Origin of the sequence: Pseudonocardia oroxyli (genome assembly GCF_900102195.1) — a bacterium.
Taxonomy (GTDB): Bacteria; Actinomycetota; Actinomycetes; order Mycobacteriales; family Pseudonocardiaceae; genus Pseudonocardia; species Pseudonocardia oroxyli.
This window is the reverse complement of sequence record NZ_FNBE01000006.1, coordinates 134,370-153,155: the sequence shown is the minus strand read 5'-3', so window position 1 is coordinate 153,155 and position 18,786 is coordinate 134,370. Positions and strand designations below refer to the sequence as shown.

At 75.7% G+C, this 18,786-nt stretch carries 16 protein-coding genes and 1 pseudogene; 8 read left to right on the top strand and 9 right to left on the bottom strand.

Annotated features, from left to right (window positions below):
- Positions 1-86: 86 nt before the first annotated feature.
- Positions 87-3,356 (bottom strand): ATP-binding protein, encoded by a 3,270-nt coding sequence (locus BLS43_RS11225; RefSeq protein WP_176921275.1) that lies wholly within the window; start codon positions 3,354-3,356, stop codon positions 87-89.
- An 85-nt stretch (positions 3,357-3,441) separates the two neighbouring features.
- On the opposite strand from BLS43_RS11225, the gene BLS43_RS11220 reads away from it, so the two are divergent.
- A complete protein-coding gene (locus BLS43_RS11220; RefSeq protein WP_093081976.1) occupies positions 3,442-4,110 on the top strand; it encodes a hemerythrin domain-containing protein in 669 nt (222 codons plus the stop codon).
- A gap of 60 nt (positions 4,111-4,170) precedes the next feature.
- Here BLS43_RS11220 and BLS43_RS11215 read toward each other — a convergent pair whose 3' ends face one another.
- On the bottom strand, positions 4,171-5,175 hold the full coding sequence (locus BLS43_RS11215) for a hypothetical protein (protein ID WP_093081972.1): 1,005 nt from the start codon (positions 5,173-5,175) through the stop codon (positions 4,171-4,173).
- Positions 5,176-5,361: 186 nt separating this feature from the next.
- Positions 5,362-5,658 (bottom strand): annotated as a pseudogene (locus BLS43_RS31980) (MerR family transcriptional regulator); the annotation flags it as partial.
- Here BLS43_RS31980 and BLS43_RS11210 point away from each other — a divergent pair.
- Positions 5,554-5,967, top strand: a complete 414-nt coding sequence (locus BLS43_RS11210) for a DUF6194 family protein (RefSeq protein ID WP_093081968.1) — start codon at positions 5,554-5,556, stop codon at positions 5,965-5,967. The pseudogene BLS43_RS31980 and the gene BLS43_RS11210 sit on opposite strands and share 105 nt — an antisense overlap.
- A 6-nt stretch (positions 5,968-5,973) precedes the next feature.
- On the opposite strand, the gene BLS43_RS11205 is transcribed toward BLS43_RS11210, so the two are convergent.
- Genes BLS43_RS11205 through BLS43_RS11190 form a run of 4 tightly spaced genes read right to left on the bottom strand, consistent with a single transcriptional unit; the run spans position 5,974 to position 8,353 of the window.
- Positions 5,974-6,294 (bottom strand): DUF202 domain-containing protein, encoded by a 321-nt coding sequence (locus tag BLS43_RS11205; protein ID WP_093081963.1) that lies wholly within the window; start codon positions 6,292-6,294, stop codon positions 5,974-5,976.
- Entirely contained in the window at positions 6,291-6,659 is a 369-nt protein-coding gene (locus tag BLS43_RS11200; RefSeq protein WP_093081958.1) for a YidH family protein, read from the bottom strand. The genes BLS43_RS11205 and BLS43_RS11200 overlap by 4 nt, the downstream gene beginning before the upstream one ends.
- A gap of 36 nt (positions 6,660-6,695) precedes the next feature.
- On the bottom strand, positions 6,696-7,571 hold the full coding sequence (locus BLS43_RS11195) for a transporter substrate-binding domain-containing protein (RefSeq protein ID WP_093081952.1): 876 nt from the start codon (positions 7,569-7,571) through the stop codon (positions 6,696-6,698).
- An 11-nt stretch (positions 7,572-7,582) separates the two neighbouring features.
- Positions 7,583-8,353 (bottom strand): enoyl-CoA hydratase-related protein, encoded by a 771-nt coding sequence (locus BLS43_RS11190; RefSeq protein ID WP_093081948.1) that lies wholly within the window; start codon positions 8,351-8,353, stop codon positions 7,583-7,585.
- Between the two features lie 25 nt (positions 8,354-8,378).
- Here BLS43_RS11190 and BLS43_RS11185 point away from each other — a divergent pair, with 25 nt between their 5' ends.
- Complete coding sequence (locus tag BLS43_RS11185) at positions 8,379-9,062, top strand: TetR/AcrR family transcriptional regulator (RefSeq protein WP_176921274.1); 684 nt, start codon at positions 8,379-8,381, stop codon at positions 9,060-9,062.
- A gap of 11 nt (positions 9,063-9,073) precedes the next feature.
- Here the strand turns inward: BLS43_RS11185 and BLS43_RS11180 are convergent, their stop codons facing one another.
- Positions 9,074-9,556: an NUDIX domain-containing protein gene (locus BLS43_RS11180; RefSeq protein WP_176921285.1), complete on the bottom strand. Its 483-nt coding sequence runs from the start codon at positions 9,554-9,556 to the stop codon at positions 9,074-9,076.
- Between the two features lie 68 nt (positions 9,557-9,624).
- Between BLS43_RS11180 and BLS43_RS11175 the strand changes: the two genes are divergently transcribed.
- On the top strand, positions 9,625-10,587 hold the full coding sequence (locus tag BLS43_RS11175) for a helix-turn-helix transcriptional regulator (protein WP_093081932.1): 963 nt from the start codon (positions 9,625-9,627) through the stop codon (positions 10,585-10,587).
- Positions 10,588-10,645: 58 nt separating this feature from the next.
- Here BLS43_RS11175 and BLS43_RS11170 read toward each other — a convergent pair whose 3' ends face one another.
- Entirely contained in the window at positions 10,646-11,824 is a 1,179-nt protein-coding gene (locus BLS43_RS11170) for an amidohydrolase family protein (RefSeq protein WP_093082632.1), read from the bottom strand.
- Positions 11,825-11,894: 70 nt separating this feature from the next.
- Here BLS43_RS11170 and BLS43_RS31645 point away from each other — a divergent pair, with 70 nt between their 5' ends.
- The 4 genes from BLS43_RS31645 (at position 11,895) to BLS43_RS11150 (ending at position 18,783) form a co-directional block, all read left to right on the top strand.
- On the top strand, positions 11,895-14,621 hold the full coding sequence (locus BLS43_RS31645) for an ATP-binding protein (protein ID WP_176921273.1): 2,727 nt from the start codon (positions 11,895-11,897) through the stop codon (positions 14,619-14,621).
- Between the two features lie 10 nt (positions 14,622-14,631).
- Positions 14,632-15,291 carry an endonuclease NucS gene (gene nucS, locus BLS43_RS11160; protein ID WP_093082627.1) on the top strand — a complete coding sequence of 220 codons (660 nt, stop codon included), beginning with the start codon at positions 14,632-14,634 and terminating at the stop codon, positions 15,289-15,291.
- A gap of 144 nt (positions 15,292-15,435) precedes the next feature.
- Complete coding sequence (locus tag BLS43_RS11155; RefSeq protein ID WP_093081924.1) at positions 15,436-16,899, top strand: aldehyde dehydrogenase family protein; 1,464 nt, start codon at positions 15,436-15,438, stop codon at positions 16,897-16,899.
- Between the two features lie 99 nt (positions 16,900-16,998).
- Complete coding sequence (locus BLS43_RS11150; RefSeq protein WP_093081920.1) at positions 16,999-18,783, top strand: 3-hydroxyacyl-CoA dehydrogenase family protein; 1,785 nt, start codon at positions 16,999-17,001, stop codon at positions 18,781-18,783.
- Positions 18,784-18,786 lie beyond the last annotated feature (3 nt).

The following is an 18,786-nucleotide window of genomic DNA, read 5'->3' as shown; positions in this document are numbered from 1 at the left end:
GGCCCGTGACGCTCGGGCCCGTGACGCGCTGAGCTGACGCTTGGGACGCCCAAGCGTCGCTCAGCGGTGCTTGGGCGTCCCGAGCGTCAGTGCCGGAGGCCGGTCGGCATGCCCAGCGCGGTGGCCTCCGCGGCCGCGGTCGCAGCGGCATCCGCGTCCCCCAGCTGCCGGGCCAGCGCGATCCGGGCGCGGACCGCCCAGGGGCGCAGCCCCGCGGCCTCGTTCACCGCGACGGCCGCGCGCAGGTGGTCGACCGCGACGTCCGTGCGCCCCTGCGCCGCGGCGAGGGTGCCGAGGACCAGCCGCACCGACCCGCCGGTCAGGCCCGCGCCCGCGCCCGCCGTGACGTGCAGGTCGCCGTACGGCAGCAGCTGGGCGTAGGCGTGGTCGATGCCCTGGGCGTCCCCCACCGCCGCGGCCAGTGCGCCGCCGCTCGCGTGGAACGGCAGGACCATGAACGGCTTGAGCGGGACCGTCTCGGGCCGCGGCAGCCGGGCGTGCAGGCGCCGGGCCTCGTCGAGGTCGCCGTGGGCGGCGTGCCACTCGGCGGCCATCATGCTGAGCAGCCGCGGCGGCGGCTGGTACCGCTCGACCTCGAAGACCGCCGGGTCGACCGGGTCCCCCGTCAGGAGCGCGATGCTGAGCCGCAGCGTGTGCGCGGGGTACTCGGCGGCGCGGTGGTTCCCTCGCGCCGCCACCCGCACCGCCTCGTCGGCGGCCGCCCGCGCCTCGGGGAACCGACCGCGTGCGGCCAGCAGCAACCCCCGGTTCCGGACGAGGTGCCAGCGCGCCAGCGGGCGGCGCAGCCGCGCGACGACCGGCTCCAGCCGGTCGAGCTCCTCCTCGGCCTCGTCGACCCGCCCCAGCTGGACGAGCGCGTCGAACCTCCACAGCCTCCCCCAGAGCTCGGCAGGGTCGCCGACCTCGCGGGTGAGCGCCAGCATCCGGTCCGCGACCGCGAGCCGGTCGTGGTTGCCGTCGGGCCCGGACCGGGCGAGCTGGCGGGCGCGCAGCGCGGTCAGCAGCGCCGGGGTGTCCCCGACCCGCTCGGCCATCGCCAGCGCCGTCGACCCCACGACGTCGACGGGATCGGGGCCGACCCGGTCGTCGGCCCACACGGAGGCGACGGCGAGCTGGGCGAGCAGCCGCGCGCGCAGCGCGCCGTCCTCGCCGGGGAGCGTCCCGAGCGCCGCGCGACACCACCGGCTCGACGTCGTCAGCCAGTTCGCGTCCGCGACGTCCGGCAGGAGGATGGCGGCCCGGGCGAGGAGGACGGGGTCGGCGAGCTGCTCGGCGAGGGCACCGGCCTCCGCACCGCTGCGCATCGCCCCCGCCACGTCGTGATCCAGGTGCTGGGCGTGCGCCCGACCCAGCAGCAGCTCGGCCCGGGTGGCCGTGTCGAGCGCGGCGCCCGTCCCGACCGCCCGGTCGTAGAGCCGGACCGCGTCCTCGAACGCGAACTGCCGCACGGCCAGCTCGGCGGCGGCGACGGCGGCCCGGACGGCCCGGGCGCGGTCGCCGAGCGGCACCGCCGCGAGCCGGTGGTGGGCGATCTCCGGGACCCGGGTCCCGGTCCGCTCGAGGTGTTCCGCCGCCCGCAGGTGCAGGCGGGCCCGCGCCCCGGACCCGACGTCCGAGGCCACGGCCTCCCGGACGATCTCCTGGGCGAAGCGCACCCCGTCGGAGTCGCCCAGCAGGCCCGCGGCGACGGCCTCGTCGAGCCGGTCGAGCACGTCCTCGACCGGCTGGGCGAGGACGTCCGCGACCAGCTCGGCGTCGACCTCCTCGCCGAGCACGGCCGCCGCCGCCAGGACCGACGCGCCGCGCGGGCCCAGCGCGTCGAGCCGGGTGCGGACCGCGTCCCGGATCGCGGTGGGCAGCGCGGCGGGTGCGGCGGTGGGTGGGACGGTCGCCGCGGCGGCGAGCTCCCGGACGAACAGCGGGTTGCCGCCGGTCCGCGCCGCCACGCTCGCCGCGACCTCGGGATCGCCGGGTTCGCCGCGGACGAGCGCGAGCAGCGCGCCGACGGCGTCCGGGCTGAGTCCGCCCAGCCCGATCCGGGTGGTCCGCGGCCTGCGCAGCAGCTCGGTGCGGGCCTGAGCGCGGTCGGGATCGAGCCCGTCGGGGCGCAGGCCGGCGGCGACCAGCAGTGGGGCCCGGCCCGCGCCGCCCGCGAGGTGGGCCAGCAGGAGCACGGAGCCGACGTCCGCCCGGTGCAGGTCGTCCAGCAGCAGGACGAGCCCGTCTCCCGCCACCCCCTCCAGGTGCGCGACGACCGTCTCGAACAGCCCGAACCGGTCGTCGGGCGCCGCCGTCGGCACGGGGACCTCGGACGGGGCGAGCGGACCGGCGTCGTGGCGCAACGCCTGGCGCCACGGCCAGAACGCGGGGGCACCCTCGGTCGCGCGGCCCCACCGCACCGCGAACCCGCGCGCGGCGGCGAGCTCGCCGAGCGCCTCCAGCAGCCGGGTCCGCCCGATCCCCGGCGGACCCTCCACGAGCACGACACCGACCTCCCCGGAGCGCGCGGCGTCCAGGCGGTCGGCCAGCACCCGCAGCTCGGGCTCCCGGCCGACCATCCCGCCCGACCGGACCTCGACGCCCGCCCCCCGCTCCACCGCGCGCGAGATCGGCCGCAGCGCCGGGTCCTGGCGCAGCAGGCGCACCTCCAGCTCGGCCGTCTCGGCGGTCGGGTCCACCCCCAGCTCGCGCGCGAGGTCGCGGCGCAGCGCGGCGAGCTCCGCGAGGGCGTCCGCCTGCCGCCCGGCGCGGTAGAGGGCGGTGGCCAGCATCCCGCGCACCGCCTCGTCCAGCGGGGCCTCCGCCGCGAGCCGGGCCAGCTCCGTGACGATCCCGGGGCCCGCCCCCAGGTCGAGGTCCGCCCGCAGGCGCGCCGCCGTCAGCTCCGCCCGCCAGGCGTCCAGCCGCTCGCCCTCGCGACGGGCGAAGGGAAGCGACCGCAGGTCCGAGAGGGCGTCGCCGCGCCAGGCGGCGAGCGACTCCGCGGCCGCGTCCCGCGCGGCCTCCGGATCGGCCCGCACCCGGGCTGCGGCGGCCTCGGCGGCCCGCAGGTCGACGACGTCCGCGTCGAGCCGGTAGCCGCCCGGAACGCGCACGACGGCGTCCGCCGAGCCGCCGAGGCTGCGCCGCAGGCGGGAGACGACGACGCGCAGCCGCGCGACCCCGGAGTGCTCGCCCTCCCACAGGTCCGCGGCCAGGCGCTCGTCCGCCACGCCGGTCCCGCCCGCCAGCGCCAGCCGGACGAGCAGACCGCGTTCGAGGAGGCGGCGCACGGGCAGGGGGCCGTCGTCGCCTGCGATCTCCACCGGGCCGAGCACCCGGACGGTCAACCCCACCCGGTCAGCGTGACACGGCCGTGCAAGTGCCGTGCACACGCCGTCCCCGAGGCTGGGCGCACACCACCGAGAGAGGAACAGCCCGATGCCCGCCACCCGTCCCGACCCCACCCCGACCGCGGTCCCCGCGCCCGTCGACACCCGCGACATGGTCGTCGTCCACACCGCCCTGCTCCGGGAGATCCGGATGGCCCCGACCGCCGTCGTGCGGACGGAGACCCGCCGGCAGCGCGCCCGCGTGGTCCGCCACGTCCGCCTGCTGCTCGACATCCTCGACCACCACCACGAGGGGGAGGACCGGCTGCTCCTGCCGCTGCTGCGGGCCCGGGTGCCCGCGGCGGCGCTCGACACGGGCGAGGAGCAGCACGCCCGCATCGAGGAGCTGGTCGCCGCCGTCCGCGTCGCGCTCGACTCCTGGACGGACCGGCACACCGGCCTCGCGCTGGTCGACGACCTCGCCGAGCTCTACACCCTGCTCAAGGACCACCTGCGGATGGAGGAGCGGGAGATCCTGCCGCTCGCCGCGGCCCACCTCACGGCGGCGGAGTGGGCCGCGCTCGGGGAGGCCGGGTTCCAGGCGATCCCGAAACCGGCCCTGCCGCTGTTCTTCGGGATGATGATGGCCGAGGGCGATCCCGCGGTGCTGCGCGCGATGCTCGCCGAGGCGCCCCCGCCCGCCCGGGTGCTGCTGCCCCGGATCGCGCCCGGCATCCACACCCGGCACTGTCGGCGCCTGTTCGGGGAGGTGGCGTGATGGACCGGCGCCACTACTGGGACGTCGAGCGGTGCGCGTGGGTGCGGACCGTGCGGGCGGCTACTCCGCCGCCGCCTCCTCGGCCTCCCGCTCCTCGCCGCGGCGACGGAAGAACGAGAAGCCGGGGATCCCGTTGATGGCCTGCCGGACGCCCTTGAGCTCGTCGAGCAGGTCGTGGACGTCCGGCCCCACGCGGTCGAGCGTGGTCAGGATGGGCATGACGTCGTTCTCCAGGTGCTCGACCAGCTGGGGCAGCTGGTCGACCATCCGGATGGCGGCGTGCAGCTCGGCCTCGGAGAACTCGTCGACGAACTTCGCGGCCAGCGGGGCGGCCTTCTCGGTGATCGGCTTGTAGGTCTCGAGCATGGCGCCCGCCTGGGCGCTGAGCCCCGACGCGTCCTGCACCAGGTCGTCCGCCCGCCCCGCCACGGTGCCCGCCCGGGACACCACGCCCGCCGCGTCGTCCGCCACCGCGTTCGCCCCGGCGACGACCTTGCGCGCCTCGTCCGCGACCGACCCGGCGGAGAGGACGATCCGCTCCGCGTCCCCCGCCACCCCGCCGACCCGGGCGACGAGCTCCTCGGCGGCACCCGCGGTGCCGCCGACCCGGGTGATGAGCGCGTCCGCCTCGCCCGCCGTCCCGCCGACGCTCACGATCAACGCGTCCGCCTGCCGGGCCGTCGTGCCCACGCGGGTGATCAGCTCGTCCGCCTGCGTCGCGGTGCCGCCGACCTGCCCGAGCAGCCCCTCCACCGCCGTGACGGTGCCGCCGACGCGGGTGATCAGCGCCTGCGCCTCGGTCGCGGTGCCGTCCACCCGTTCGATCAGGCCGTCGGCGCGGCCCGCGATGCCCTCGACCTGCGTGAGCAGCCCCTCGACCCGCTCGGCGATCCCGCCGATGCGCCCGACCAACCCCGTGACGTCGTCGAGCAGGGCGGCGGCCCGCTCCGGCATGCCCGCCGCGATCTCGACGACCTCCCCGGACCAGCCGACGACGGCCTTGGCCCCGTCGAGCAGGTCGGACGGGCCGGGGACGGGAATGCCCGCGATGCGCAGCAGTGCCATGCCGCCATCCTCCACCACATCGCCGCCGGTCACCCTCCGGACACGAGCTCGGCGAGCCCCGAGCCCGCGGGAGCAGGGCGAGGGTGCGCGTGGTGAGCGACGCCAGGTGGGCGTCGAGGGACTCGAGCGGACGCGCGGTCGTCTCGCGCAACGCCGCCATCGTGGCGCGCAGCTCGGGATGCGGTGGCCCGCGGTGCGCAGGGCGACCACGATCCGGGCCTCACGCACGGCCGCGACCGGGTAGGCGCGGGCGGCGCGGCCCACCCGGGTGGGGTGCAGCAGGCCCTCGGACTCCCAGAACCGCAACGCCCACGTGCTGCAGCACCCGCCGCGCCTCCACCGGCCCCGCGGCGAGGGCGAGCTGCCGATACTGCACCCATGAGTATCGACGACGTGCTGGCGACCCTGCGCGGCTTCGAGGGGGTGCTGGAGCTGGCCCCCGCGGAGGGGAGCGGGTTCCCCGAGCTCGCCTGGGGCGATCACTTCTTCTACCACTCCCCGAGCGGGGTGGTGCCCGAGCGGACGCAGCCCTACGCCACGATCGTCACGAAGGACTATCCGGGCGAGCCGTCGTCGGACCTGGACCGGCCCGGCCGGTACCGGGTGAACGTCCATGTGGGGCGCACGGCGGGGGAGCTCGTCGAGTCGACGGACCGCACCGCGACGGACGTTCTGCTCGCGCACCCGGTCTACGGCGGCTGGGTGTCCGTGGTGAATCCGGGTGAGCACACCCGGGCCGTCCTGGAGGAGCTGCTCGCCCGGGCCCACGCCGCGGCCGCGCCGCGAGCGTGACCCTGGTCAGCCGACCCCGGCGGCCAGCACGTAGACCGCCGCGCCCGCTCCCAGCAGGAGGGTGGTCGCCGCGGTGAGGGGGACGAGCAGCCCGCCCGCCACGGCCGCGTCCGGGTCGCGCGCGAGGGCGCGGCGGACCCGGCGGTAGCGCCGCTCGCCCAGCACCAGCAGGGCGATCGCGGCGACGAGACCGGCGAGGCCCACGAGGCCGACGGGGTCGGGCAGCAGCCGGGTGCCCGCCAGCGACACCACGGCGAGGGAGACGGTCGTGCGCCGCCAGGCCAGGCCGGTGCGCTCCGGCTGCAGCCCGGGGTCGACGACGCTCACCGGTAGAGGATCCCCAGGAACACCAGGAGCCCGGCGACGACGACCAGGACCGCCGTGGGCAGGGCCAGCAGCGCGGGCGGCAGCGGGCGGGTCCGGCGCAGCGCCTTCTCGGTGGCGTACCAGCCCAGCCAGGCCTGCAGCGGGGTGAGCAGCCCCGCCACCACCAGCAGGATCGACGCCGCCGTCCGGAACCCCGGGTGCAGGGCCAGGCCGAGTGCCTCGAGCGCCACGCCGGCGGCGATCAGCGCCAGCGCCGCCCGGATCCAGGCCAGGAACGTGCGTTCGTTGGCGAGTGAGAAGCGCGGGTCGGGTTCGTCGCCCACCCGGAACAGGCGGGCGGGGAAGCGGGATTCGACGACGGCCACCCGCTAAATGTACGGACTTTTCGCCCAGCTGTGGGATCAAGAAGTGCAGAGCTGCGCCGTGGTGAGGCCGGCCTGCGGGAGGTTCTCGTCGTCGAAACCGAAGGGGCGCACCGTCTCCAGCCACCGCCCGGAGGTCTGCAGGTCGGTCAGTGCCGTGTCGAACGCCACGACGAGATCGGTGTCCGCCGGGCGGAACGCGAAGGCCCCCACGGGGTAGACAGGCTCGCCGGTGGGCGTGGTCGAGGGTGCGAACCCCGGGGTCACCTGCAGCCGGGATCCCGGATTGCGGGACTGCTCGTCGAGCAGCGACAGGCGGGTGAGGACGGCGGCGGGGACCTCGCCGTTCGCGACGGCCCGGTACAGCGTGCTCTGGCCGTCGTAGGTCGTGATCGCGGTGGGGGACACCCCCGCGGCGAGCGCGTAGTCCTGCTCGGCCGAGCCCTCGAGCACCCCGAGCCGGGTACGGGAGCGGGAGGCGCCACCGAGCGTGCGCAGCCCCTGCGGGTTGCCCTCCGGGACGAGGAAGGCCAAGGGCGCCAAGAAGTCCGGGCGCGAGAACGCCACCCGGGCGCATCGGCTCGGGGTGATCGTGGTGCCGGCAGCGACGAGGTCGTACTGCCCGTCGAGCAGGCCGGTCAGCAGCCGGGCGAAGGGCACCTGCACCGCCTCGACGCCGCCCACCCCGAGGTCTGCGAGCACGGCGCGGGCGACGGTCGGCGCCTCCCCGGTGACGGCGCCGTCGCCGTTCAGGTAGCCGTAGGGGCGTTCGCCCGCGATCCCGATCCGGGCGACACCCGCCGCGCGCATCCGCTCGAACGTGGTGCCGCTCGTCCCGCAGGCCGCGAGCGTCGTCAGCGTCGGCAGGGCCGCCAGACCGGCGGAGCCGGCGAGGAACGCTCTGCGAGACAGCATCGCCCGGCACCCTAGTCGGGCCAGACCGGGTGCCTCTTCTCGAGGAAGCTCGCCATGCCCTCCTTGGCGCCCGCGGACTGCGACATCGACGCCATGACCTCGACGGCGATCGCGTACGCGTCCGCCTCGGGGCGGTCGAGCTGGGCGTAGAGCGTCTGCTTGCCGACCTCCTTGCCGAAGCGGCTGCCGCGGGTGGCGCGGGCGAGCAGGTCGTCCGTGCGGGCGTCGAGCTCGGCGTCCGGGACGGCGTGGTTGACCAGGCCCCACTCGACCGCGGTGCGGGCGTCGATCGGGTCGCCGGTGAGCGCCAGCTCCATCAGCCGCTTGCGGCCGACGGTGCGCGCCACGGGGACGGCGGGGGTGTGGCAGAACCAGCCGCCCTTGCCCCCGGGCAGCGCGAAGCTCGCCGACTCGGCGGCGACGGCGAGGTCGCACGTCGCGACGAGCTGGCAGCCCGCCGCGGTCGCGATGGCCTGCACCTTCGCGATCACGACCTGCGGCACGGCCTGGATGGTCTGCATCAGCTCGGTGCACAGGGTGAGCAGCTGTCGTACGCCCTGCAGGTCCCGCGCCGCGACGTCCGCGAAGTCGTGGCCCGCGGAGAAGGCCTTGCCCTCGGCGCCCAGCACGATCCCGGTCGCGGAGCTCGCCCCGGCCTGCTCGAACGCGTCGAGCAGCTCGCGGAGATGGTCCTCGGACAGCGCGTTGCGCCGCTCCGGCCGGTTCATGGTGATCCGGACGGTGTCCCCGTCCTCCTTGACGAGAAGGTGCTCGTAGCCCATGCGGGTCACGGTATACGCTGACTGCATGACCGGACCCGGCCATCTGGTCACGAGGGCCGACCGGCTGCTCGACGCCGCCGCCGATCTGCTGGTCCGCTGGGGGTACCAGCGGGTGACGGTCGCGGACGTGGCCGCCGAGGCCGGGATCGGCAAGGGGACCGTCTACCTGCACCACCGCACCAAGGAGGCGCTGTTCCTCGGCGTCCTGCTGCGGATTCACGGCGCGGTGCTGCTGCGGATGGCCGAGCGGATGGAGCGCGACCCGGCGGCCGCGATGCCCGCCCGAGCCGTCCGCGAGCTGTACCGGGAGCTGCTCGACGATCCCGTCACCCGCAGGATCTACCTCGGCGACGCCGAGGTGCTCGGCAGGCTCGCGCACGAGGCGTCGGAGACCCTCGGCGCGATCGCCGCCGTCCGCGCCCGGATGGGCCGGGAGTGGTTCGGGCTGCTCCGGGAGGCGGGCCTGCTCCGCACGGACCAGCCGGTCGACGCCCAGCTGCGCGTCTTCGCCGCCGTGACCACGGGCTTCTTCCTCCTCGACGGTGTGCCGACCGCGCCGGGCCCCGCCGATCCGGACGCCCGCGCCGACCTGCTGGCGGACACCCTGCGCGCCGCCCTCGAGCTCCCCGGCACCCCCGACCGGGCCCTGGCGGCGCGGATCGCCCACGCGTACCGCACCCACACCGCGGAACTCGACCGCCTCACATGATGGCGGGGGGGTCAGGAACGGAGCCGCATGAGTTGGTAGGCGGCGATGGACTGGGCGTCCGTGATCTCGCCGTCGGCGATCATGCGCTCGAACTCCGCGATGGTGAACCAGGCCTGGCGCATGTCCTGCTCGCTGTGCTCGCGCCGGGGCTCGCCCTGCACCAGCTCCGTCGCGAGGAAGACGTGGCCGCGCTGGCTCGACATGCCGGGGGCGACGTCGAGCAGGCCGATCCGCTCCATCCGCCCCGCCCGCAGGCCGGTCTCCTCGACCAGCTCGCGGACGGCGAGCTCGGCGGGGTCCTGGTCGGCGCGGTCCGGCGCGGTGCCCGCGGGGAACTCCCAGCGCCGCATCCCGATCGGGTAGCGGAACTGCTCCACCAGGTGCAGGCGGTCGCCGTCACGGGGGATGACCAGGGCGTACGTCGGCTTGTCGACGACGCCGTACACGCCTTCGCTGCCGTCGGCCCGCCGGATCCCGTCCTCCCGGACGCTCATCCAGCTGTTCGCGTAGACCTGCCGGGTCGAGAGGGTGTCCACCCCGAGAGCCTGCCACGATCGGTCCCGTGCGCGCGTCCCGGCTGATGGCCCTGCTGTTCGTGCTGCAGCGCCGCCGGTCGGCCACGGCGGCCGAGCTGGCCGCCGAGCTGGAGGTCTCCGAGCGGACGATCTACCGGGACGTCGCCGCGCTGACCGAGGTCGGGGTGCCGCTGTGGACCGAACCCGGCCCCGGCGGCGGCATCCGGCTCGTCGACGGCTGGCGCACCCGGCTCGACGGGCTCACCGGCGCCGAGGCCGCCACGCTGTTCACCATGGGCGCGCCGCAGCTGCTGGCCGAGCTCGGCATGGGGACGGCGCTGGCGGGAGCGCAGGCCAAGATCCTCGCCACCCTGCCGGAGGAGCTGCACGCCCACGCCCGCACGGTCGCCGAGCGGGTGTACCTCGATGCGCCCGGCTGGTTCCAGGAGCCCGCCGAGGTCGCGCACCTCGGCACGCTCGCCGAGGCGCTCTGGGAGCAGCGTCGCGTGTCCATCGTGTACCGGGCGGCGCGCACGGTGGACCCGCTCGGGCTCGTGCTCAAGGCGGGGGTCTGGTATCTCGTCGCGCGGGTGGAGGGCCAGGTCAGGACGTACCGGGCGGCCCGGATCACCGAGGCGAGCCTGCTCGACGAGCGGTTCGAGCGCCCCGACTTCGACCTCCCGGCGTGGTGGGCCGAGTCCGCCGCCGCGTTCGCGGCGACGATGCTGCGCGAGACGGTCCGGATCCGGGTCTCCCCGCGGGGGCTGCGGGCGTTGAAGCGGGTCACGGACGTCGAGGCGGCGGCCGCCGCCGTCGCGGGGGCCGGCGAGCCGGACGGCGAGGGGTGGCGCGAGCTGACCCTCGCCGTCGAGTCCCTCGACGTCGCGGCCGGTCAGCTCGTCTCGCTCGGCGGGGACGTGGAGGCGCTCGACCCGGAGCTGCGGTCGAGGCTGGCCGACCACGGCAGGGCGTTGTGGGAGAGGAACTCCGGCGCCACGAACCCGCCGTAGCTCCAGTACCAGGTCGGCTGGGAGCACAGGGTCTCCCTGAGCCGGTGCAGGATCATCCTCATCGGACCGGCTCCAGCGGCTCCAGGACCCGCTCGCCCTCGCGGAGCACCGCGACCGGGTGGAGCAGGGCGGCGATGTCCCGCGTCGGGTCGCCCGCGACGGCCAGGACGTCGGCGTCGAGACCCGGTGCGAGCCGGCCCTTGCGCGCCCCCAGCCCGACGACGGCGGCGGCCGTCGCGGTCCCCGCGCGCAGCGCCGCGAGCGGGGTCATCCCGTGCGCGACCAGGTCGGCGAGCCCCCGCGGCAGCACGCCGTGGGGCTTCACGGGGGCGATCCCCGCATCCGTCCCGGCGACGACGACCGCCCCCGCCGCGATCAGCCTGCGCAGCGTGTCGAGGATCGCGGGCAGGTTCTTCGCCAGGTGGGGCGGCGGCACCATCCCCGGCACCGGGACCAACCCCACCGTGGCCCCGATCGCGACCCGCCGCCGCACCAGCTCGTCGATCAGCGCGTCGGAGGCCTCCACACCGTTCTCGGTCAGGCAGGTCAGGTGCTCGATCCCGTCGACGCCCGCGTCGAGCGCCTGCCGCACGGCGGGCAGTGCGTGGGCGTGGGCGGTGACCGGCAGCCCGTGGCGGTGGGCCTCGTCGACGACGGCGCGCAGGTCGGCGGCGGTGAACTGCGGGGCCAGCACGTCGGTGCCGGGGGTGAGGCCCCCGCCGCTGGCCATCACCTTGATCACGTCGCAGCCGCGTTCGGCGCGCTCCCGCACCGCCGCCCGGACGGTCGCGTCCCCGGAGCGGGTTTCGCCGCCGAGGTAGTGGCAGTGCCCGCCGAGCGACGTGATCGGCGGCCCGGCGGCGACGATCGTCGGCAGCGGTCTCGCGGAGGCCCGCAGGCGCAGCGCGGAGTAGTCCCGGTCGCCCAGGTCCCGGACCGTGGTGACCCCCGCGCGGAGCTGCGCGGTGGCGGCCTCGGCCATGGCCTCCTGCTCCGCGTCGGGATCGCGGGCGGCCAGCGCGGCGACCGAGTCGGGGCTCGCGTCGAAGGCGAGATGGACGTGGGTGTCGACGAGCCCGGGCAGCAGCGTCGCCCCCGGCAGGTCGAGCAGCTCGGCCCCGTCCGGGACGGGGCCGCCCACCCGGACGACCCGGCCGTCCTCGATGAGCAGGAGGGTGTGGTCGGTGCAGGTCAGGCCGTCGAAGAGGCGGTCGGCGCGGACAGCGAGGAGGGTCATGCCCCTGGTGTACGGGTTCGGGACGAACCGGCCATCGTGGAAACCACGGATCCGTGGTACCGATACGCCCGTGGACCCCCGTTTCGTGGGTAGGGCGGCGGAGCTCGCCGCGCTCACGGCCCGGCTGGAGGCCGCCCTCGCCGGCGAGCCCGGAGCCGTCCTGCTCGCGGGGGAGCCCGGGATCGGCAAGACCCGGCTCGCGTCCGAGCTGGAGCGGCTCGCCGGGGCCCGCGCCGTCCCCGTGCTGTGGGGCGGGTGCAGCGAGGACCGCGGTGCCCCGACCTACTGGCCGTGGCGGCGGATCGTGCGCTCCTGGAGGGCCTCCGGCGGCGAGGTGCCCGCGTCCCTCGCCGCGCTCGACGGACCGCCCCCGCCGCACGCGGCCGCGGGTCCCGCCGAGCGGTTCGCCCTGTTCGACGCCGTCGGGGGGTTCCTCGCCGCGGCCGCCGCTCCAGCCGGCCTGGTCCTGGTCCTCGACGACCTGCAGTGGGCCGACCCGGACGCCGTCGCGCTGCTCGCCCACGTGGCCCGCGAGCCCGGCGCGCGGCTCCTGCTGATCGGGACCTGTCGGCCCGCGGAGCTGCGGACCCCGCTGAACGCCGTCCCGGGCACCCGGCTGGACCTGCGGGGGCTCGCCGAGGACGAGGTCGCCCGGCTCACCGGGGACGCGGCGGCCGCGGCCGGGCTGACCGCCCGGACCGGGGGGAACCCGTTCTTCGTCACCGCGCTCGGCACCGCACCCGGTTCCGTCCCGGGGTCGGTCCGAGACGTCGTCGCCCGCCGGGTGGCGCGGCTGCCCGCCGACTGCCGGCAGGCCCTGGGCTGGGTGGCGGTGGCAGGCCGCGAGTGCGACGCCGGCCTGGTGGCCGGGCTCGCCGGGCAGCTGGGGAGCGGGCCGCCCGCCGATCCCTTCGCCGTGCTCGCCCCCGCCCTCGCCGAGGGCGTGCTGCTGCGCACCGGCAGCCGGGTCCGGTTCCCCCACGACCTGGTGCGGGAGGCGCTGCTCCTGGACCTGCCCGACCGCTCCGCGATCCACGCCGCGCTGGCCCGCACGCTCGCGCCCCGCGCCGCGGACCCGGACGTCCTGCCCGAGCTGGCGGGCCACGCGCTCGCCGCGTTGCCGTCGGGCGACCGCGACACGGCCCTGCGCTGGGCCCGGGACGCGGGCGAGCTCGCCCTGCGCACCCTCGCCCACGCCGAGGCCGCCCGGCTCCTCGGCCGGGTCCTCGACGAGCGGGCCGACCCGCCCGCCGAGCGTCTGGCGCTGCTGCTGCGCACCGCGGAGGTGCTGGGCTGGTCGCACGCGATCGGCGCGGCCTCCGAACGCGCCGTCGAGGCCGCGGCGCTGGCCCGCAAGCTGGGTGACGTCGAGGGCCTGGCCCGGGCGGCGCTGGTGCTGCCCGCGGTCTCCGAGTTCGAGTGGCTGCGGCTGTCCGGTCCCTGGGCGGCGGAGGCGCTCGCCGCGCTGCCCGAAGCGGACTCCGCCCTGCGGGCCCGGCTCCTGGCGCAGCACGCGCACGCCCACGCGCTGGCCGGGGACACCGCGGTCATGGACCGGATCAGCGCCGAGGCCCTGGCCATGGCGGAACGCCTCGACGATCCGCGCGCCCTCGCCGACGCGCTGCGCGCCCGCCAGCTCGCCCGCGCCGGACCCGACGGCAACGCCGAACGCCTCGAGCTCGGCACCCGCCTGCTCACGCTCGCCGACCGCACCGGCGATCCCGACGACGCCCTGTGGGGTCGGCTCTGGCGCTTCGACGCGCTGCTGCAGGCCGGCCGGGTCGACGAGGCCGAGGCCGAGGTCGAGCGCCTCGCCCCGCTCGTCGCGCGGCTGCGCAGGCCCCTCGCCGAGGTGCACCTCCTGCGCTGCCGCATCGCGCCCCTGTTCGGCCGCGGCCGGTGGGCCGAGCTGCACGCGCTCAACCGGGAGGTCGAGGAGCTCGGCGTGGAGGGCGGGCACGAGGGGGTCCGCCTGACGGCGATGGCGGTCCGCTACCTCGTGGCCGTCCAGACCGGGGACGACGAGGCGGACCGGGCCGACCTCCTCGCCATCGCCGCCGCCGCGTCGGCTCCGCAGGCGTTGCTCATCCAGGCCAACATCGCCCTCTGGTACGTCACCGACGGCCGTCGTGACCTGGCGGTCCCCTGGTACCGGCGGATCCCTCCCACCGGTTCGCCGCGGATCCCCAACTACTCGTCGCTCGTGGTGGAGGCCTGCCGGGCCGTCGTCGCCACCGAGCTCGGCGACCGCGCGGCCGCCGAGGCCTGCTACCTCTGGCTGCGCCCCCACGCGGACCTGCACCTGGTCGGCGGGGCGGGGGCGATCACGACGTCCGGCTCGATGCAGTTCGCCGCGGGCGTCGCCGCGATCGGGGCCGGGCGGTCCGAGGAGGCCGTCCGGCACCTGCGCCGGGCCGTCGAGATCAACGCCGCCGCACGTCTCGATCCCTTCACCGCCGCCGCACAGGCCCGGCTGGCCGAGGAGCTCCGCCGCCGCGACCATCGCGCGGACCGCGCGGAGGCGGAGGAACTGGCCCGCGCGGCCCTCGCGACGGCCCGCCTGCTGGGCCTCAAGCCGCTCCTCGCCCGGCTGGAGCAGACCGGCTCCGGCCCGCTGTCCGCCCGCGAGGCCGAGATCGCCGCGTTCGTGGCCCAGGGCCTGACGAACAGACAGATCGCCGCGGCGGCGCACATCTCCGAGCGCACGGTCGAGACCCACGTGCAGCACATCCTGGCCAAGCTGGGGTTCTCCGGCCGCAGCCAGATCGCCGCGTGGGTCGCGCGCGGGCATCGGTAGGGTGCGCCGGGTGCGTCTCGTCATCGCCCGCTGCCAGGTCGACTACGTCGGTCGGCTCACCGCGCACCTGCCCATGGCGCCGCGCCTGCTGCTGGTCAAGGCGGACGGGTCGGTCAGCATCCACGCCGACGACCGCGCCTACAAGCCGCTGAACTGGATGAGCCCGCCCTGCTGGCTCACCGAGGAGCCCGGCGTGTGGACCGTCCGGAACAAGGCGGACGAGTCGCTGGTGATCACGATCGACGAGGTGCTGCACGACTCGAGCCACGAGCTCGGCGTGGACCCGGGCCTGGTCAAGGACGGGGTGGAGGCGCACCTGCAGGAGCTGCTCGCCGCCCATCCCGAGACCTTCGGCGAGGGCTTCAGCCTGGTCCGCCGCGAGTACATGACGGCCATCGGCCCGGTCGACCTGCTCTGCCGGGACGCCGCGGGCGCCCACTTCGCCGTCGAGGTGAAGCGCCGGGGGGAGATCGACGGCGTCGAGCAGCTGACGCGGTACCTGGAGCTGATGAACCGGGACCCGCTGCTCGGGCCGGTGGTCGGGGTGTTCGCGGCGCAGCAGATCAAGCCGCAGGCCAGGACGTTGGCCGAGGACCGCGGGATCCGCTGCCTGACCGTCGACTACGACGCGCTGCGCGGCATGGACTCGAAGGACCTGCGCCTGTTCTGACTGTGAGCGGCGGCCGGGGGTCGGCAGCCGCCGGAGGCGGCGGGGTGGGTGAGCGGAGTCGCCCTGGCGACTATCGCCGCTCACGGGTCCGGGAGGGTCTCGGCAGGCCCGCGGGGGACGCGTCCGCGGGCCTAGGGTGGTCCGGTGACCAGCACCGTTGCCGCGCGCACCTTCGACTCCCTCGACCCGCGAACGGGGGCGGTCGTGGGGAACCATCTCGTGCACACCGAGGAGGACGTCCGGGCCGCCGTCGCGCGGGCCGAGGCGGCGGCGCGCTGGTGGCGCGGGCTCGGGTTCTCCGGTCGCCGCTCGCGGCTGCTGGACTGGAAGAAGGCGCTGGTCAGGCGGTTGGACGAGGTCGCGGAGGTGGTCGCCGCCGAGACCGGGAAGCCGCTCGACGACGCCCGCCTCGAGCTGGTCCTCGCCGTGGACCACGTCGACTGGGCCGCCAAGCACGCGGAGAAGACGCTGGGCAGGCGCAAGGTCCCCGCCGGGATGCTCGGCGCCAACCAGGCGGCCACGCTGGCCTACCAGCCGCTCGGTGTCGTCGGCGTGATCGGGCCCTGGAACTACCCGGTCTTCACCCCGATGGGGTCCATCGCCTACGCGCTGGCCGCGGGGAACACCGTGGTGTTCAAGCCGAGCGAGCTGACCCCCGGGGTCGGGCTCGTGCTCGCGGACACGCTGCGCGAGGTGACCCCGGAGCACACCCTGCTGGAGGTCGTGACCGGCTTCGGGGAGACCGGCGCGGCGCTGTGCACCTCCGGGGTGGCCAAGGTGGCCTTCACCGGCTCGACGGCGACGGGCAGGCGCGTCATGGCCGCCTGTGCCGAGTCGCTGACCCCGGTGCTGATCGAGTGCGGCGGCAAGGACGCGTTGATCGTCGATGCCTCGGCCGACCTGGAGGCCGCCGCGGACGCCGCCGTGTGGGGCGGGCTGTCCAACGCGGGCCAGACCTGCGTCGGCGTGGAGCGGGTGTACGTCGTGGACTCCGTCGCCGAGGACTTCACGGCCCGGCTGGTCGCCAAGACCCGCGGGCTGACGGCGGGCACCGACTTCGGGCCGATGACGATGCCGTCGCAGACCGACGTCGTGCGCAGGCACGTGTCCGACGCCCTGGCGAAGGGCGGGCGCGCCCTGGTCGGCGGCGCGGACTCCTTCCACGGCACCACGATCGACCCGGTCGTGATCGCGGACGTCCCGGAGGACTCGGCGGCGGTGACCGAGGAGACCTTCGGCCCGCTGATCGTCGTCAACCGGGTGCCCGACGCCGCGGAGGCCGTCCGCCGGGCCAACGCCACCGGCTACGGGCTCGGCGCCTCGATCTTCAGCAAGGACGGCGAGCGGCTCGCCGAGTCGCTGCGCTGCGGGATGGTGAGCGTGAACGGGGTGATCTCGTTCGCCGGGATCCCCGCGCTGCCCTTCGGCGGGGTCGGCGACTCGGGGTTCGGGCGGATCCACGGCGAGGACGGGCTGCGCGAGTTCACCCGGCCCCAGGCCGTCGCTCGGCAGCGGTTCGCCCTGCCCGTCCCGGTGACCAGCTTCCGGCGGACCGCGAAGCACATGCAGACGATGCTCGGGCTGGTCAAGGCGCGCCACGGCCGATAGGAGGGGTGGCGCCGGCCTCACGCATGGTTTCCCAAGCGGCCGAGTCTGGAAGACTGACCCGCGAGTAGCAATACCCTCGAAGCAGCGGGAGGTCATCGCGTGGCACGCGAGTTCCGGACGGTCGGCGTCGTCGGCCTGGGCACGATGGGCGCCGGCATCGTGGAGGTGTTCGCGCGCAACGGCCTGGACGTGATCGCCGCCGAGGTGAGCACCGAGGCCGTCGAGCGCGGCAGGGAGCACCTGCAGACCTCGACCCGCCGCGCCATCGAGCGCGGCAAGATGACCGAGGAGCAGGCGGCCGAGCTCCTCGGGCGGATCACCACCACCACGTCGCTGGCCGACCTGGCGCCCTGCGACCTCGTCGTCGAGGCGGTGCCCGAGTCGCTCGACCTCAAGGCGAGCGTGTTCGCCGAGGTCGACAAGCACGTGGGGCCGGAGACGATCCTGGCGTCGAACACGTCCTCGCTCTCGGTGACCGAGCTGTCGGTGCGCACCGCGCGCCCGGGCAAGGTCGTCGGGATGCACTTCTTCAACCCGGCGCCCGTGCAGAAGCTGGTCGAGCTGGTGCGCACGGTCGTCACCGAGGCGGACGTCGTCGAGGACCTGCAGGCCTTCGCCGCGACCCTGGACAAGGTGCCGGTCGTGATCGGCGACCGCGCCGGGTTCATCGCGAACGCGCTGCTCTTCGGCTATCTCAACCACGCGGCGCGGATGTTCGAGTCCCGCTACGCCTCGCGCGAGGACCTCGACGCCGCCATGCGCTACGGCTGTGGCTACCCGATGGGCCCGCTGTCGCTGCTCGACCTGATCGGGCTGGACACCGCGTACGAGATCCTCGAGACGATGTACGCGCAGTCGCGCAACCTGATGCACGCGCCCGCCCCGGTGTTCAAGCAGATGATCACCGCGGGCCTGTTGGGCCGCAAGAGCGGCCGCGGCTTCTACACCTACGAGAAGGCGCACAGCAGCAAGGTCGTGCCGGACGCCTTCACCCCGTCGTCCACGATCCCGGAGGGCGTCACCCCGCGGGAGGTCCAGCGGGTCGGCGTGGTCGGCACGGGGACCATGGCCTCGGGCATCGTGCAGGTCTTCGCCCAGGCGGGGTACGACGTCATCGTCCGCGGGCGCAGCGAGTCCAAGGTCGAGGCCTCGATCGCCGGGATCCGCAAGGCGCTGGACAAGGCCGTGGTGCGGGGCAAGCTGTCCGAGGAGGACAAGGACGCGACCCTGGGCCGGATCACCCCCACGACCTTGCTGGAGGACTTCGCGGACGTCGACCTCGTGGTCGAGGCCATCGCCGAGGAGCTCGAGGTCAAGCGGGCCGTGTTCGGGGCCCTGGACGAGATCTGCAAGCCGGGCGCGATCCTCGCCACCACGACGTCGTCGCTGCCGGTCGTGGAGTGCGCGGCGGCCACGAACCGGCCCGGCGACGTGATCGGCCTGCACTTCTTCAACCCGGCCCCGGTCATGAAGCTGGTCGAGGTCGTCTCCACGATCGGCACCTCGCCGGACGTGGCGGCCACGGCACTCGCGGTCTGCGGGAAGCTCGGGAAGGTCGCCGTCTCCTGCGGCGACCGCGCGGGCTTCATCGTCAACGCGCTGCTGTTCCCGTACCTCAACGACGCGGTCAAGATGCTCGAGGCGCACTACGCCACGGCGGACGACATCGACGCGGCGATGAAGACGGGCTGTGCGCTGCCGATGGGGCCGTTCGAGCTGCTCGACGTCGTGGGTTTGGACGTGTCGCTGGCGATCGAGCGCTCGCTGTTCAGCGAGTTCCGCCAGTCCGGCTTCGCCCCGGCCCCGCTGCTGGAGCACCTGGTCACCGCGGGCAGGCTGGGCCGCAAGACCGGGCAGGGCTTCCGGGACTACGCCACCCGCTAGCCG